The organism is Methylomonas sp. TEB (assembly GCF_047777895.1).
Taxonomy (GTDB): Bacteria; Pseudomonadota; Gammaproteobacteria; order Methylococcales; family Methylomonadaceae; genus Methylomonas.
In genome coordinates this window covers 2,788,692-2,805,137 of record NZ_CP180476.1, presented here as the reverse complement: position 1 = coordinate 2,805,137, position 16,446 = coordinate 2,788,692, and the positions used below count along the sequence as shown (strand labels likewise).

Here is a 16,446-nt window from a genome sequence, read left to right as displayed (position 1 = left end):
CGGCTCTCTTTTATCAACTTAAGGATTCGACAAGACATGACTATCTCAACCGCTAACCCTGTTTCCGTAACAACTGATCGCTCGCGTTTGATTGCCCGCCTCGGGCAGAATACCACGGCTGACTCGATAACGAAGCGCGCAGCTGGTGAAACGGCGCCTTTATCCTATTCGCAAGAGCGGCTATGGATTATGTCGCAATTGGAGCCGGACAATCCGATTTATAACGTTGCCGGAGCTGTGCTGCTTGATGGCGCTTTACGCGGCGAGCTGTTGGCGCAAGCCTTGAGCGAAGTGGTCCGGCGCCACGAAATTTTGCGCAGTCGTTTTTTGGCGTTGGAAGGGGGGCCCGGCCAGCAAGTCGAAACCGACGCGCAATTGCCGCTGGAAGATTGGGATTTGTCGGCGTTGGCGGAAAACGAAAAAATGCCGGCTTTCGAGACGCGGGCGCAAGACTTCATTCGCCGTCCGTTCCGGCTAGACCTGCAGCCGCCGCTTCGGGGAGCATGGGTTGACTTGGGCGGCGAGCGGCATATTTTGTTGCTGGTCTTACACCATATGGTGTCCGATCGTTGGTCGGTCGCGGTGTTGATGCAAGAAGTCTCGACCCTTTACCAAGCCTTCGCCGAAGGCCGGCCGTCGCCTTTACCGGAACTGGCGATTCAATACGCCGATTATTGCGTTTGGCAACGCGGCCGCGACGCGCAACGGCAAAGCCAATTGGAATATTGGACGGCCAAGTTGGCCGGCGCGCCGCCGCTGCTGGAATTGCCCTTGGACCGTCCGCGGCCGCCGCAGCCTAGTTACAGCGGCGAAGTTTATCGCTTCGAATTAAGCGAGGATTTGAGCCGGCAAGTCAAGCAATTGGCCGGGCAACACAAGGCCACATTGTTCATGGTCATGGCGGCGGCGTTTTCGGCGCTGTTGCACCGCTATTCCGGCAGCCGGGATTTTTGCATCGGCTATCCGGTGGCCGGCCGCAATCGTAGCCAGGTTGCCAGTTTGATCGGTTTTTTCGTCAATACCTTGGTCTTGCGTTGCCGGGTCGACGACGAAATCTCTTTCGCCGACTGCTTGGCTCAGCTTCGCGAGCAAGCCTTACAGGACCAAAATCACCAAGAATTAGCTTTCGGCCAATTATTGGATGCCCTGAATCCGCCCCGCAACCCCAGCCATGCGCCCTTGTTTCAAGTGATGTTGGCGGTGCAGAACGTGCCGGCGGCGGATTTTCGGATGGAGAGTTTGAATGTTTCGCCTTTAACGGTGAACAACGGCGCCGCCCAGTTCGATTTGACCTTGTTCGTCGACGAAGGGGAGGGGCGTTTAGCATGCAGTTTCGAGTATGCCAAAGACTTATTCGCCGCCGAAACGATAGAGCGGATGGCCGGGCATTTACGGGTTTTGCTGGAACAAGCGGCGGCCGAGCCGAAGCAATCCTTATGGCAATTGACGGCTTTGCCGGCCGAACAGTACCGCAGGATCGTCGAGGAATTTAACACCACGGAGCGCGATTATCGAAGCCGGCCGCGATTGGTTCATGCCTTGATCGAGTCTCAATCGGCCAAGACCCCCAACGCCGCAGCCTTACGTTTCGAGGCCGATTGCCTGAGTTATGCCGAGTTGAATGCCAAAGCCAATCGCTTGGCTCACGAGCTGATCGGGCGAGGCGTGGGGCCGGAAGTCCTGGTCGGCGTTTGTCTGGAGCGTTCGCTGGAAATGGTGGTCGCGTTGTTGGCTATCCTGAAAGCCGGCGGGGCTTACGTGCCGCTAGATCCCGATTATCCGGCCGAACGGCTGCGATTTATGCTGGCCGATTGCGAGCCAAGATTGCTGATTGGCCGGCAAAGTTTATGCGGAGCTTGGCCGGAGCCGGCGCTTGCCGGCGTTAGGAAGCTGTTGCTCGACGACGCCGATACCGAGGCCGCGATCGCTTTACGTTCCGATGTCAATCCCGATGCGGCGGCCATGGGCTTGGCGCCGGTCAATCTTGCTTACGTTATTTATACCTCCGGTTCGACTGGCCAGCCCAAAGGAGCGATGAACCAGCACGACGCGGTAGTTAACCGTTTGTTGTGGGCGCAAGACCAATATCGGCTGACGGCTGGCGATAAGGTGATGCAGAAAACGCCCTTCAGCTTCGACGTGTCGGTTTGGGAGTTTTTTCTGCCGTTATTGGCGGGCGCCGAACTGGTGCTGGCTCGCCCCAAAGGCCATCAAGAGCCCGACTATTTGCAGGACTTGATCGAAGTGGCCGGCGTGACGACCTTGCATTTCGTGCCGTCTATGCTGCAGGCCTTTTTGCCCGGTTTGGATGCGGCAAAATGCCGTTCCTTGCGGCAAGTGCTATGCAGCGGCGAAGCCTTACCGGCGGCTTTGACAGCAAGGTTTCACGAAGCCTTGCCGAACGTGGCCTTACATAATCTGTACGGGCCGACCGAGGCGGCGGTCGACGTGACGGCCTGGCCGTGCCAACAAGACGATGGCGCTACGCCGCCTATCGGCCGGCCGATTGCCAATACTCGGTTATACATTCTCGATTCCGCGTTGCAGCCTGTGCCGTTGGGGGTTATCGGCGAAATTTATATCGGCGGCATTGCGGTCGGTCGCGGTTATTGCCGCAAGCCGGCCTTGAGCGCCGAGCGTTTTCTACCCGATCCGTTTGCAGAAGGGGCGCGGCTTTATAAGACCGGCGATTTGGGGCGCTGGCGCGCCGACGGCGGCATCGATTATCTAGGCCGCAACGATTTTCAAGTCAAGTTGCGCGGTTTTCGCATCGAATTAGGGGAGATCGAAAGCCGTTTGGCAGCCTGTGACGGCGTCGGCGAGGCGGTCGTGGTAGCCCGTAGCGATCATTTAGGCGACAAGCGTTTGGTGGCTTATTTGACCAGCCGTTCCGGCGGCGAATTATCGCTTGGCGAATTGCGCCAGCAGTTGGCGGCCGATTTGCCCGATTACATGTTGCCGGCGGCCTTCGTGCTGTTGCCTTCCTTGCCGTTGAACGCCAATGGCAAGCTCGATAGAAGCGCTTTACCGGCACCGGACACGGAGACTGTATTAGGCCGGGAATACCAAGCGCCGCAAGGCGAGGCGGAAGCGGCGTTGGCCGAAATTTGGCAAGACTTGTTGGAACTCGAGCGTGTTGGCCGTAACGATCATTTTTTCGAATTAGGCGGCCATTCCTTGTTGGCCTTAACGCTAGTCGAGCGCCTGCGGCAACGAGGTTGGAATTTGCCGGCCCGCGAGGTATTCGCCCGGCCGCTATTGGCGGATCTGGCGGCAGCGATCGCCGAGGATGAGGCGACCGACTGGATACCGCCGAATCTTATTTCCGATGCTTTTTCATTATCCGCTAATACGCCGACGGAGGAATTCCGGCTATGAGTTTGAACGCTGTTTTTTCGCTGCTGAAATCCCGGAATATCGCCTTATTGGAAGAAGAAGGCGAACTGGTGATACGGGCCCCGCAGGGGGCGATGGACGAAGACTTGCTGGCGCGGTTGAAACTACATAAGCAGGGTTTGCTGACTGCCTTGCGTAACGGCCGAGATGTATCGATTACGCCGCAAATGCTGACCCTGGTCGAATTAAGCCAGGAAGAAATCGATGCCATCGTCGCAAACGTCGACGGCGGTGCCGCCAATATTCAAGATATTTATCCCTTGGCGCCGTTACAGGAAGGTATCTTGTTTCATCATTTGCTGGAAAGCCAAGGCGATCCTTACGTTACGCGGACCCAAATCGTCTTCGAAAATCGGCGCTATTTGGATCATTTTCTCGCGGCCTTGCAAACCGTGATAGAGCGGCACGATATTTTACGCAGCGCTATGCATTGGCAAGGCTTGCGGCAGCCGGTGCAGGTCGTGCAGCGCCGGGCGAAATTGCCGGTACACGACTTATACGGCGGCGACGCAGAAGCCCGTTTGTCGGCGACAACGGACCCCAGACAGTGCCGGATGAATTTGCAACAAGCGCCTTTATTGCAGGTTTACATCGCCGCCGAGCAGGACGGTTTGGGTTGGCGTTTGGTGTTACTGAATCATCACTTGATCGACGACAACTATACCTTACAGTTGGTGTTGTCGGAAATTCGCTTGTTGCTGGCCGGGCGCGGCGACGAGTTGCGGGCGCCTTTGCCGTATCGCAATTTTATCGCCAGGATGCGCCGCACTTCGCAGGCCGAACACGAGGCTTATTTTCGAGAGCAACTGAGCGACGTTTATGAGACTACTGCGCCGTTCGGTTTATTGAACGTGCAAGGCGACGGCGGTAAAGTCGAAGAAGCGACCTTGCGCTTGGACACGGAATTATCGCGGCGGATACGCGATACGGCGCGCAGTTGCAGCGTTAGTCCGGCCGGTTTGCTGCATGCCGCTTGGGCGGTGGTGATGGGGCGTTGCAGCGGCCGCGACGACGTAGTGTTCGGTACGGTTTTGTCGGGGCGTTTGCACGGCGGTGCCGGCGCCGAGCGTGCGGTGGGAATGTTCATCAATACCTTGCCGATCCGCGTGCCGTTAGGGCGGCACGCTTGCCGCGAGGTGGTTGCGTTGACGCATCGGCGCTTGAATAGCTTATTGGCTCACGAACAAGCCTCGTTGGCGACGGCGCAACGCTGTAGCGCCGTGCCGTCCGGCACGCCGCTGTTTACGACCTTGATCAATTATCGGCATGCGGCCATCGTCGAGGCGGACGATAAGGCCTTGATGGCCTGGGAGGGGGCGCGGGTCTTGTTCAGCGAGGAGCGCAGCAATTATCCGTTGACGCTGGCGGTCGACGATTTCGGCGATGATTTCGCATTGACCGTGCAAGCGGCGCCGGGAATCGATCCTTTGCGTATCGCCGACTATATGAGAACCGTTGCCGAGGGTTTGGACGATGCTTTACGCCACGATCCCGATAAAGCGGTTGCCGAAATCGCCATGTTATCCGCAGCCGAGAAGCGGCGATTATTGTTCGATTGGAACGCGACCGAAGTCGACTACCCTGAGTCGTCTTGCTTACAGGCCTTATTCGAAGCTCAAGTCGAAAGGACGCCGAACGCCGTTGCCTTGAGCTTCGAAGACAACAGTCTGACTTACGCCGAACTGAACGCTAAAGCCAATCGACTAGCGCATTATTTGATCGAGCACGGCGTCGGCCCGGACGTGCTGGTGGGTATCTGCATCGAGCGCTCGTTGGAGATGGTGATCGGCCTGCTGGGCGTCTTGAAGGCAGGCGGGGCTTACGTGCCGATCGATCCTCACTATCCCGAAGAACGGCTGCGTTACATGCTGGACGACGCCGGCGTCAGCCTGCTGTTGACCCGTTCCGGTTTGGCGGAGTTAACGGATTTCGATCGGCAACGCAGTTTTTATTTGGACGCCGATTGGCTGCAGGCGGCGTTTTACCCGGCACACAATCCCGCCGTTCGCAACCGGTCGCAGGACTTGGCCTACATCATCTACACCTCGGGCTCGACCGGCCAGCCCAAAGGTGTGGCGGTGGCGCACGGCAATGCGCTGCATTCGACCCAAGCGCGGTTTGCTTATTATGCCGATCCGGTTCGGGCCTATCTGTTGCTGTCGTCGTTCGCCTTCGACAGCTCGGTGGCCGGCATCTTCTGGACGCTGGGGCAGGGCGGTTGTTTGTGTTTGCCTAGCGAGGAGGCGGGTAAAGACCCTGCGGCTTTGGCCGCTTTGATCGAACGCCAGCGGGTTTCGCATCTGTTGGCCTTGCCGTCGCTGTATACTTTGTTATTAGAGCAAGCGTCCGAAAAATTGAAGAGCCTGAAGGCCGCCATCGTCGCCGGCGAAGCCTGCGCGACCGACGTCGTCAAGCGCCATTTCGACGCCTTGCCGCAAACCAAACTCTACAACGAATACGGCCCGACCGAAGCCACGGTTTGGAGCAGCGTCTATCAAGCGAGTTTGGACAACCTCGACCGGCCGCTGGCCATAGGCCGGCCTATCAGCAACGCCCGTCTCTATATCCTCGACAGCCACCTGAATCCCACGCCGGTCGGCGTGGCCGGTGAGCTCTACATCGGCGGCGCCGGCATCGTGCGCGGCTACCTGAACCGCCCCGCTTTGAACGCCGAACGCTTCATTCCCGATCCGTTCCAAGCCGGCGTCGGCCGCTTGTATAAAACCGGCGACTTGGTCCGTTACCGGGCCGACGGCGCGATCGAATTTTTGGGCCGCATTGATCAGCAAGTCAAGATCAGAGGTTTCAGGATAGAGCTGGGCGAAATCGAGGCGCAGTTGCTGGCGCATCCGGACGTCAAGGAAGCGGCGGTGTTGGCAAGGGAAGATCAACCGGGCGACAAACGACTGGTGGCTTATCTGGTGGAAGAACAGCTTGGAACCTTGGTCACCGATGAATTGAAAGTCCGACTCAAACATGCCTTGCCGGACTACATGATGCCCACTGCCTTCGTGGTGTTGGACGAGATGCCGTTGTCCGCCAACGGCAAATTGGACAGGAAAAAACTGCCGGCCCCGGACATCGGCGAACAATTGAGAAAGCAATACGTCGCGCCGCGCACCGAAACCGAAACCCTGTTGGCCGAAATTTGGCGGGAAGTGTTGGGCGTGGAAAAAGTCGGCGTCGAAGACGATTTTTTCGAGTTAGGCGGGCATTCGCTGCTTGCGACGCAACTGGCGTCGCGGGTGGCTAAGCGTTTTGCGATCAATCTGCCGTTGCGCAGCGTGTTCGAGGCCGGCAACGTCGCTACGTTGGCGGAGATAATCGACGACGAAAAACGCGCTCATCCCGCCGGTGCGATGGAGTATGGCAAATTTACCATCGCGGCGGCCATGCGTTCGGCGCCCATTCCGCTGTCCTTTTCTCAGCAACGCTTGTGGTTTCTGGATCAACTGGAGCCTAACAGCCCGCTCTACAACATTGCGGTGGCGTTGCGTTTGACCGGCCGTTTGGATATTGCCGCCTTGAAGCAAAGTTTCAGCGAAATCGTCCGCCGTCACGAAATATTGCGGACGATATTCGAGACGGGTGAAGGCGGCGAGCCGGTACAAAAGATATTGCCGAGTTTGGCGCTCGAGATCGAGCGTATGGATTTGAGCGCTACCGGCCGGCCTTCCGATTGGCAGGCATTGTGCCACGACGAAGCCGCCAAACCTTTCGATTTAGGTAGGGGGCCGTTGATACGGGCCGGCTTGCTGATACTGGCCGACAGCGGCGACAGCCAGGAGGCCATCCTGATGCTGACCGTGCATCACATCGTCTCGGACGGCTGGTCTTCGGCGGTCTTGGTCAAAGAGTTTGCCGCGCTGTACCGGGCTTTTGCGCGGCATCAAGCCTCGCCGCTGGCCGAATTGCCGATCCAATACGCCGATTTCGCCTGCTGGCAACGCCATTGGCTGAGCGGCGAGGAATTGGATAGACAAATAGGCTACTGGCGCGAGCGTTTGGAAGGCGCGTCCTGTGTCTTGGAATTGCCGACCGACCGGCCAAGGCCGGCGCTGATGACTTACCGGGGCGCTCATTACGGTTTCGAAATCCCGCCGGCGTTGGCTTTGCAAGCCAGAGCCTTGAGCAATCGATACAACGTTAGCTTGTTCATGCTCTTGCTCTCGGTCTTTAAACTCTTGTTGAGCCGCCATAGCGGCCAGACCGACGTCAGCGTCGGCACCCCGGTCGCCAACCGCAACCGTCGGGAAATCGAAGACCTGATCGGTTTCTTCGTCAACACCCTGGTGTTGCGCAGCGACTTGTCGGCCAATCCGACCTTTGCCGAACTGTTGGAACAAATCAGGACGACGGTATTGGATGCGCAAAACCACCAGGATTTGCCGTTCGAAAAGCTGGTCGAAGCCTTGCAACCCGCGCGCGATGCCAGCAGCAGTCCGTTGTTCCAAGTCATGTTCGTACTGCAAAACCACGACGGCCTAGCCTTGAGCTTGCCGGACTTGGAGGTCGCCGTGCTCGAAGACGACAGCCGAACCGCCAAGTTCGACTTGACCCTGCACATCCAGGACTGGCCGAATGGGCGTTTGAGAGGTAGCTTCGAATACAACACCGATTTGTTCGACGCCGAGACGGTGGCAAGATGGGCTAGGCATTATTTGATACTGTTGCAAGCTGCGCTCGAACGGCCGCAAATGCGGATTTTCGAATTGCCGATGTTGACCGATGGCGAGAAACGGCGACTTTTGGAAGACTGGAACGCGACTGAAGTAGAGTATCCGCAAGGTCGTTGCATCCACCAGTTGTTCGAGGCTCAAGTCGAGAAAACACCCAATGCCGTCGCGCTGAGCTTCGAAGATAGAAGTCTGACTTACACCGAACTGAACGCCAAGGCCAACCAACTGGCGCACTATTTGATAGCCCAAGGCCTCGGTCCCGACATATTGGTCGGCATCTGCATCGAGCGCTCGTTGGAGATGGTTATCGGCCTGCTGGGCATTTTGAAGGCTGGCGGGGCCTACGTGCCGCTCGATCCCAACTATCCCGAAGAGCGTTTGGCGTTTATGTTGGACGACATCGCGCCGATTGCGGTCTTGACGCAGGCCAAATTTGCCGGCCGTAGCTTCGGTTGCGCACAGGTTTTGAGCCTGGACGGCGATTGGGTGTCGATAGAAACTTATTCGGCAGTCAATCCTCGGTCCGACATCAGGCCGGAAAATTTGGCCTATTGTATTTACACCTCGGGTTCGACCGGCCAGCCCAAGGGCGCCGGCGTGCCGCATCGAGGCATATTAAACAGGCTGCAATGGATGCAGGCCGAATATCGGCTGGACGGCAACGATCATGTGTTGCAGAAAACCCCGTACAGCTTCGACGTTTCGGTCTGGGAATTCTTCTGGCCGCTGATGACCGGCGCCCGGCTGGTGGTCGCCTCCCCTGAATTGCACAAAGACAGCTTCGGTCTGGTCGAACTGATCCGCCGCGAACGCATTACCATTCTTCATTTCGTGCCGTCGATGCTGCAAGCCTTCGTCGAAACGCCGGAGGTCGAACAGTGTGGAAGCTTGAAATGGGTGATTTGCAGTGGCGAAGCCCTGCCGGCCGATCTGGTGCAGCGTTTCCAGCAAAAATTGCCGGCGGAACTGCATAACCTCTACGGCCCAACCGAAGCCTCGGTGGACGTCAGTTATTGGGCTTGCCCGGTCGATTGCCGGGAAAGCGCGATTCCAATCGGCCAACCGATCGCCAATATCCGGCTATATATCCTGGACCTCAGCCTGAACCCTGTGCCGGCTGGTACGCCTGGGGAACTGCACATCGCCGGCATAGGCTTGGGGCGCGGCTATTTGCAGCGTCCCGGTTTGACGGCGGAAAAGTTTATTCCCGATCCCTACGGCCCTGCCGGCAGCCGGATGTACAAAACCGGCGACCTGGCGCGCTATCGGGCGGACGGCGTCATCGATTACCTGGGCCGTATCGACCATCAGGTCAAAATCAGAGGTTTCAGGATAGAGCTGGGCGAGATCGAAGCGCAACTGTTGGAGCATTCCGACATCAAGGAAGCCGTGGTGTTGGCAAGGGAAGATCAGCCCGGCGACAAGCGTCTGGTCGCTTATCTAGTCGAAGACCAACTCGGTACGTTGCCCCTTGACGATTTGAAAGCGCAACTGAGTCGGGCTTTGCCTGATTACATGGTGCCCAGCGCCTTCGTCGTGCTGGACGCCATGCCTTTGTCTGCCAACGGCAAACTGGACAGGAAGAAATTGCCGGCGCCGAATTTTAGCGGACAACTGAAAATAGCTTATGTGGCACCCTGCACCATAACCGAGCATGTCTTGGCCGAAATTTGGCAGGAGGTTTTGGGTGTCGAACAAGTCGGTAGCAGAGATGATTTCTTCGCATTGGGCGGCCATTCGCTGTTGGCGACGCAGTTGTTTTTCCTCGCCCAAAAACGTTTGGCAACCACGGTAACGTTCAAGGCTTTTTTAACCGAGCCGACGATTGCCGCGCAAGCGCGCTTGATTGACGAAGGGCTGACTTCCGAATCGTCGATCGATTTGGAAGCGGAAGCCGTGCTGGATGCGTCTATCGTACCGGTCGCATCCGATACGGTCGATGTTGCCGCCGCCCGCACCCTGCTGCTGACCGGTGCGACCGGCTTTCTCGGTGCATTTTTATTAGCCGATTTGCTGGCGTTGACTCAGGCTAAGGTTTTCTGTCTGGTCAGGGCGGAAAACCAGCAACAGGCCATGTCGCGCTTGCGGCGACAGGTCGAGCAATACGAATTGTCGGATTGGGTCGATTTTTCGCGAGTCGTAGCGGTATGTGGCGATTTGGCCGAGCCGCGGCTGGGATTATCCGGGCACGATTATCGAGACATTGCCGAGCAAGTCGAGGTGATTTATCACAACGGCGCTTTAGTCAATTTTATCCAGCCCTATCAAGCCTTGAAAGCCGCCAATGTGTTGGGAACCGAGGAGGTGCTTCGGTTGGCGGCTTCCAGCAAAGCCAAGGCGATTCATTATGTCTCTACCGTATCGGTCTTCAGCGAACCGCCAGCGGAAATAACTGGACACCAGGAAACGGACGAACCGGTACAGCACGGGAATTTACCTAACGGTTATGCCCAGAGCAAATGGGTTGCCGAGAAATTGGTTGTCGCGGCCAGGGAGCGAGGATTTCAGGTTAGCATCTACCGGCCGGCGATTGTGGCCGGCGACAGCGGTAGTGGTGCCTGGAATAGTAGCGATTTTTGGTGCCGGTTGATTAAAGGTTGCATTCAAATGGGTTACGCACCGTACGAGCGTGTCCGCATCGACATGGCACCAGTCGATTATATGAGCCGGGCAATCGTGACGCTGTCTCGGCAAGCCGGTGCCGCAGGGCGTATTTTTCATTTAAACCATCCCCAGCCACCATATTCCGATCAATGGCTGGATAGTTTCGAAAGTCTCGGATATCGGATCGAACGTATTCCCTATAGAGACTGGCTGCAGAAAACGCTGGAGTTTGGTCGAGACAACCCCGAATTTGCATTGGCTTCTTTGCTGCCTACATTTTTTGAGCAATTGAGTAACGAGAACACACAATTATTAGTATCTGAAGATCTTTTGTACGACTGCCGAGAGACTCACAATGTATTGTCAGCATTAGGTGTGGAATGTAAACCGATTGGGCACGATGTCATTACAGGTTACCAAAAATATCTTATCAGAAGCGGGTTTTTGTAGGCAGTTATTGGCAACAGTTGATCACATAAGAAAAATTCATCGGTTGAGCTGAGGAAACTCACGTGGGGTAGTCGTCAACCTGATGAGAAGTTTGAAAATGAGTTTGTTTTTTGAATATTAAAACCTGTGAGAGCCATGAAGAACAACAAGGTACAAAGAGCGACGATCCGATTTGTGTCGAAACGGATCATCAGAAATTGTTTAGTGAACGGTATTCTGCTAGCTTCGTTTGGTCAAACCAACCAAGTGTTGGCGACCGAGCAATCAAATAAAGTTCATTTTGATATTCCAAGTGGTAATTTGGCGAACGCACTGTTAGCTTATTCCGAGGTGACCGGTATTCAATTAAGTTATCAGCAGAGTTTGGTATCCGGTCTCAATTCGTCATCGGTCACAGGCGATTATACGCCCGAGCAGGCTTTGCAAAAACTATTGGTGGGCGCCGATATCGCTTATCACTATGTAGATAAAGATGCTATTGCCTTGGCAGAGGCTCCAAAGGAAAAGAGCAACATCGTAAACACATTGAAGCCTGTGATAGTGGCCAGTACTGCTATGGCTTCTCCTAACGATCCATTTAATAAAGAATACAATGTGAGCAACGCCTCTAGTGCCACTAAAACCGACACACCTATCCACGAGACGCCGTTGTCGATCCAAGTGGTCCCTAAGGCCGTTATCAACGATCAACAAGGCATACGTGTTAGTGATGCACTAAGAAATGTCAGTGGCTATTTTAATAGTCGTGGGGATCAGCCGTTATACGACGGTGCATTTTTGCGTGGATTTCAGGTTGGTAGTCGTATGTATATCGACGGATTCAGGGATATGGGGCAATCCCGCTCATTAGCCAATCTGGAAAGGGTTGAAGTTGTAAAAGGCCCTGCTGCAGCGCTTTACGGCAGACTTGAGCCTGGCGGTTTGATTAATCACGTTACTAAACGGCCGTTATTTTCACCCTATTATTCAGTGCAACAGCAATTCGGCTCATTCGATCTATACCGCACCCAAGTAGATGCCACGGGCCCACTTGGCGAGAATCGTGATTTAGCATATCGGGTAAATTTTGAATATGTTGATCGGAATTCGTACGTTGATTTTGTCAAAAACAATAGATTACTTGTAGCTCCCTCCTTTACATGGAAAATTTCTGACCAAACAAAAATTGATTTCGACTATCGCTATTCTGAAAACAAAGGTCAACCTAACTTTGGTATTCCGGCAGTCGGTAAGCGTCCAGCAAATGTACCGATAAGTCGTTTTATTGGTGATCCATCAGATAGTGATAGCACCACCCAGCATTTTGCAGGGATTGGCTTGACGCACGAGTTTTCCGATGCCTGGAAATTAGAAACTAAGTTTGCATATAACAACGCCCATCTAACTTTTAGCGATACCAGTATTGACAGCTTTGACGAGGCTACAGGCATAGCGGAAATGGGCTATTTCAACGATAGTTGGCGAGAAAACAGTTATCAAGGGGTAGTAAACTTGACGGGTAAATTCTCGGTAGCTAATACCGAACATACCTTGGTGACAGGTATGGATGCTTTTACAATTTCTGGCGAAGAGAACGGCACATATCTGAGTAAGAGCATGGGAACGACGACATTTCCTGCCGATTTAAATATTTATAATCCGGTATATGGTGTCGGCCCTGGAGTGAATCTGGCAGTGGATGGCCCCAATTCGCCATGGTATGAAAGTCAGGAATGGTACGGTTTTTATGTTCAGGACGACATGAAATTCCTGGACGACTGGCATTTGCTGTTTGGAACTCGTTATGACCAAGCTAATTTCACTAGCTCAGGTTCACTTAACCGGGCTAATCTCACAGAGACAAACGACGGCGAATTTAGTCCTCGCGTAGGTTTACTCTATCAACCAGTCTCTTGGTTGTCGATGTACGCCAATTACGTTAGAGCCTTCAATGGTCAGAATACCTCTAAATTGGCACCCGGAGATAAAAGCCAATCGCAACATTCTGAATCGTACGAAGGGGGCCTGAAAGGCGAATGGTTAGATGGGCGTTTATCCGCGAGTTTAGCTTATTACGACCTAACCAAAACTAATATGGCAATTAATCATCCAGATCTGACATTGGCCAATCAGGGGTATAAAACACTGGCCGGAAAAGCGCGCAGCAAAGGCGTAGAGTTCGATATTTCCGGCAAGGTCACCGAAAATTTGAGTTTGATAGGAACCTATAGCTTTACCAATACCAAGTTTTTACTCGCCAATGCGAATATTCAAGGCAATGAATTCGCAGGCGTCCCAAAACATGCGGGCAGTCTGTGGTCGCGCTATGATTTCGGCGCTCTAGGTGTGCATGGCTTATGGACTGGTGCGGGTGTATTCGTGGCGGGACAACGTGAAGGCGATAATAGAAACAGCTTCGAATTGCCCGGTTATGCCCGGCTTGATGCTGCCTTGGGGTATTCGTGGAATGCAGGCCCTTCTAAAGTAACGTTCCAGTTCAATGTCGACAATCTGTTGGACAAACTCTATTACAGTGCGTCGGGCAATAATGGATCAAGAACGGGCATATTGCCTGGTGCTCCAAGGACCTTTTTAGGCTCGGTGCGCGTGGAGTTCTAATTCAACTGAATGGTTTTGGGTTTTCAACTTTCGGGTAGAGAACCCACATTCCGAAATTTTGTCCGTTTCCTTGTGGGAAGGGAATACTCCAAGCCAATGCTCGGAACACATTCTACTCATGTTAAACACGCAAATTCCATGATTTATCAAATTGGCACCGCCACGGTATCGAGAAAAAATGTCCGAAAATTCTGGCTAAAGCTGCATCTAGCAATTGCACTGACAGCAGGCCTGATACTTGTGATTTTGGGATTGACCGGCTCCTGTAACGTCTTTTATTTCGAACTTGGGGAATTTGGATTGCCCGTTCCCATTGCCACACAGTCGTCGCAGCCAACTTTGGATGACATCATGGAAACCGTGAAATCCGCAAATCCGCAAAGAAGCGGCAGCTGGGTCATGGTGTTACCGGGTTATCAGAGTGATTATCTCTGGGTGGGGTATCCAAAGCCTGACGAGACTAAAGATGAATTATTTGCGCCACTGGAAATCCTTGTCGATCCTTACAGCGGCAACATCGTTTCGGAACATTTTTGGGGACAGACATTCCTTAGTTTGATTTATGAACTACATGCCGATTTTCTGACCGGTAAGTTCGGTGCAGACGTTGGTGAAATAGGTTTCAAAATAGTAAGTTTTTTCGGTGCTTTCCTGTTTATTTCCTGCTTGTCAGGTATTTACCTTTGGTGGCCGCGCGGCGGCAAGCTTAAACAAGCGTTGACGGTTAAGCTCGGCTCCAGTCCGCAGAGATTTTATTTTGATCTTCATAAAACAGCCGGTATCTACGGTTCGGCATTGTTGTTGTTTATTGCGTTTACCGGTTTTGTATTTGGTTACGACAATTACGTCAAGCCATTAGTATCGTTCTTTTCGCCTGTCAAGCCGGATCATCTGAAAGAACCCAAACTCAATTCGAATATAACCGGCGGGCAGCCTATTTCTATTGTTCAGGCGGTGGCTGTTGCAGATAAGGTGTTTCCCAATGCTGAATTGCGAGGCATAAGTACACCGGACGGTAAAGAGGGCGTTTATATGGTCGCTAAAAGACAGGCTGGAGAGGCAAATCGTAGACGCCCGCGCAGCAAGGTTTGGATAGACCAATACAGCGGCATGGTATTGGCGGTACAAGATCCCAATCGTTTCACTACCGGCGAGACATTTTTCAACCTCCTTTGGCCGCTACATGACGGCCAAGTGCTAGGTATTGCCGGTCGCATCTTGTGGTGTGTATCTGGGTTTGCACCATTGATTTTATATGTTACCGGTATTTTGCGATGGATGCAGAAGCGCACGGCTAAAAAACTAATGTATTCTGGCTTAAATCCGTAAAAAAGCTTCGGGGGAAGATGTTTGTGGCCAATATAGTTTTTTGTTTTCCTCCTTTGACTAGCACCCTTAATTCTAGTTTTGGTTTGGCTAAAACGTTGCAGTTGGCAGGGCATAATATTTTTTATCTGGGGATAGAGGATTGTAAATGCCTTGTGGCGGAGAATGGTTTTGACTTTGTTACGGTTTATACCGACTGGTTTGCCAAGGGTTGGCTGGAAAATTGTTATTTGAAGGCCAGGTATGGAGACGATCATGAACATTCCGAGGCTAAAAAGATAGCTAAGAATTTTCAAAAATTCATCGAATACCTAATTGCTGGCGGTGACGGCGAAGTTAGGGCGGCAGTAGAAAAAATTCAAGCTGATTTAGTGTTTATCTCGACATCCGGGCTCGATTCCATTATATGGGCTTTGTTGATGCATAAATTTAAAATTAAATTTATTTATTTATTCGATGTGTTGGGAGGTTCTGCTACTCACACAGTGCCTCCAATTCATAGCGGTTTAATTCCATCACAATCTAGATTTTCTGCATGGGCTAATGCCTGTTCCTGGCAATGGTTTAGAGTAGAGAAAGTATTGTTGGAATATTATTTTGCTTGGAGTGGAATTGATCTCATGCCGGTTAGTATGCTGAAAAGAATGGCGTCGTACTGCGCTTACCCTTACGAAAATATCCAGCTTCTAACGGATATGCCTTGTCCGCAATTGAACATTCAGGAGATTGTGCTGTGGCCTAAAGAGTTTGAGTTTTCAAGCGAGAATCGCCCAGGGCGATATTATGTCGAATCTGCTATCGATCTCAATAGAAAGCAAGCTTTGTTTCCCTGGGAAAAAGTCGATGAAGATCGGCCTACGGTTTATACCGCTTTTGGGACTCTACCAGTATTAAATAGTGATGATGCTAAACGATTTTTCAAAATAGTCATTGATGCTTCGGAAAAGTGGCCAGATTGGAATTGGATTATTTCCATTGGTAATAATTTGTCTGTAGATGAATTTGATTCCGTGCCGAGAAATGTGTTTATAGTAAATCGTGCGCCGCAATTAGATATATTAAGAAAGTCAATTCTTATGATTACCCACGGTGGTGCTAATTCGATAAAAGAATGTCTTTTACTTGGAGTGCCGATTATTGTTTTTCCTTTGGTGTTTGACGAGTTTGGGAATGCCGCGAGAGTTGAATATCATGGTCTGGGGGTTCGAGGGTGTATAAAAAGCATTACAGCGAGTAAATTACAGGATATGGTTGAAAGAGTTACTAAGGAATCTTGTTTTAATGAAAACGTTAGAAAAATGCAAAGCTTATTTAGTGAGGCGGAGAAGGACAAGCCAAGCATCAAGGTTATTGAAAGTATTTTGGCGGATATATGCTCTTAACTTTTTATACA

At 52.8% G+C, this 16,446-nt stretch carries 5 protein-coding genes; all 5 read left to right on the top strand.

Annotation, left to right across the window (positions count from 1 at the left end; translation table 11 throughout):
• The first annotated feature begins 36 nt into the window (after positions 1-36).
• Positions 37-3,378, top strand: a complete 3,342-nt coding sequence (locus ACMXD4_RS12575) for an amino acid adenylation domain-containing protein (protein WP_415878281.1) — start codon at positions 37-39, stop codon at positions 3,376-3,378.
• Positions 3,375-11,129 (top strand): amino acid adenylation domain-containing protein, encoded by a 7,755-nt coding sequence (locus tag ACMXD4_RS12570; RefSeq protein ID WP_415878280.1) that lies wholly within the window; start codon positions 3,375-3,377, stop codon positions 11,127-11,129. The genes ACMXD4_RS12575 and ACMXD4_RS12570 overlap by 4 nt, the downstream gene beginning before the upstream one ends.
• Positions 11,130-11,264: 135 nt before the next feature.
• Positions 11,265-13,727 carry a TonB-dependent siderophore receptor gene (locus tag ACMXD4_RS12565; RefSeq protein ID WP_415878279.1) on the top strand — a complete coding sequence of 821 codons (2,463 nt, stop codon included), beginning with the start codon at positions 11,265-11,267 and terminating at the stop codon, positions 13,725-13,727.
• A 138-nt stretch (positions 13,728-13,865) separates the two neighbouring features.
• Positions 13,866-15,056 (top strand): PepSY-associated TM helix domain-containing protein, encoded by a 1,191-nt coding sequence (locus ACMXD4_RS12560; RefSeq protein WP_415878278.1) that lies wholly within the window; start codon positions 13,866-13,868, stop codon positions 15,054-15,056.
• 23 nt (positions 15,057-15,079) lie between these two features.
• The gene (locus tag ACMXD4_RS12555) at positions 15,080-16,435 is read left to right on the top strand and encodes a nucleotide disphospho-sugar-binding domain-containing protein (protein ID WP_415878277.1); all 1,356 of its coding nucleotides are present in this window, start codon (positions 15,080-15,082) and stop codon (positions 16,433-16,435) included.
• Positions 16,436-16,446: the final 11 nt, after the last annotated feature.

Excerpts from the sequence above, each read along its gene's own strand:
- ACMXD4_RS12575 (WP_415878281.1), top strand. The coding sequence starts at position 37 with ATGACTATCTCAACCGCTAACCCTGTTTCCGTAACAACTGATCGCTCG.
- ACMXD4_RS12570 (WP_415878280.1), top strand. The coding sequence starts at position 3,375 with ATGAGTTTGAACGCTGTTTTTTCGCTGCTGAAATCCCGGAATATCGCC.
- ACMXD4_RS12565 (WP_415878279.1), top strand. The coding sequence starts at position 11,265 with ATGAAGAACAACAAGGTACAAAGAGCGACGATCCGATTTGTGTCGAAA.
- ACMXD4_RS12560 (WP_415878278.1), top strand. The coding sequence starts at position 13,866 with ATGATTTATCAAATTGGCACCGCCACGGTATCGAGAAAAAATGTCCGA.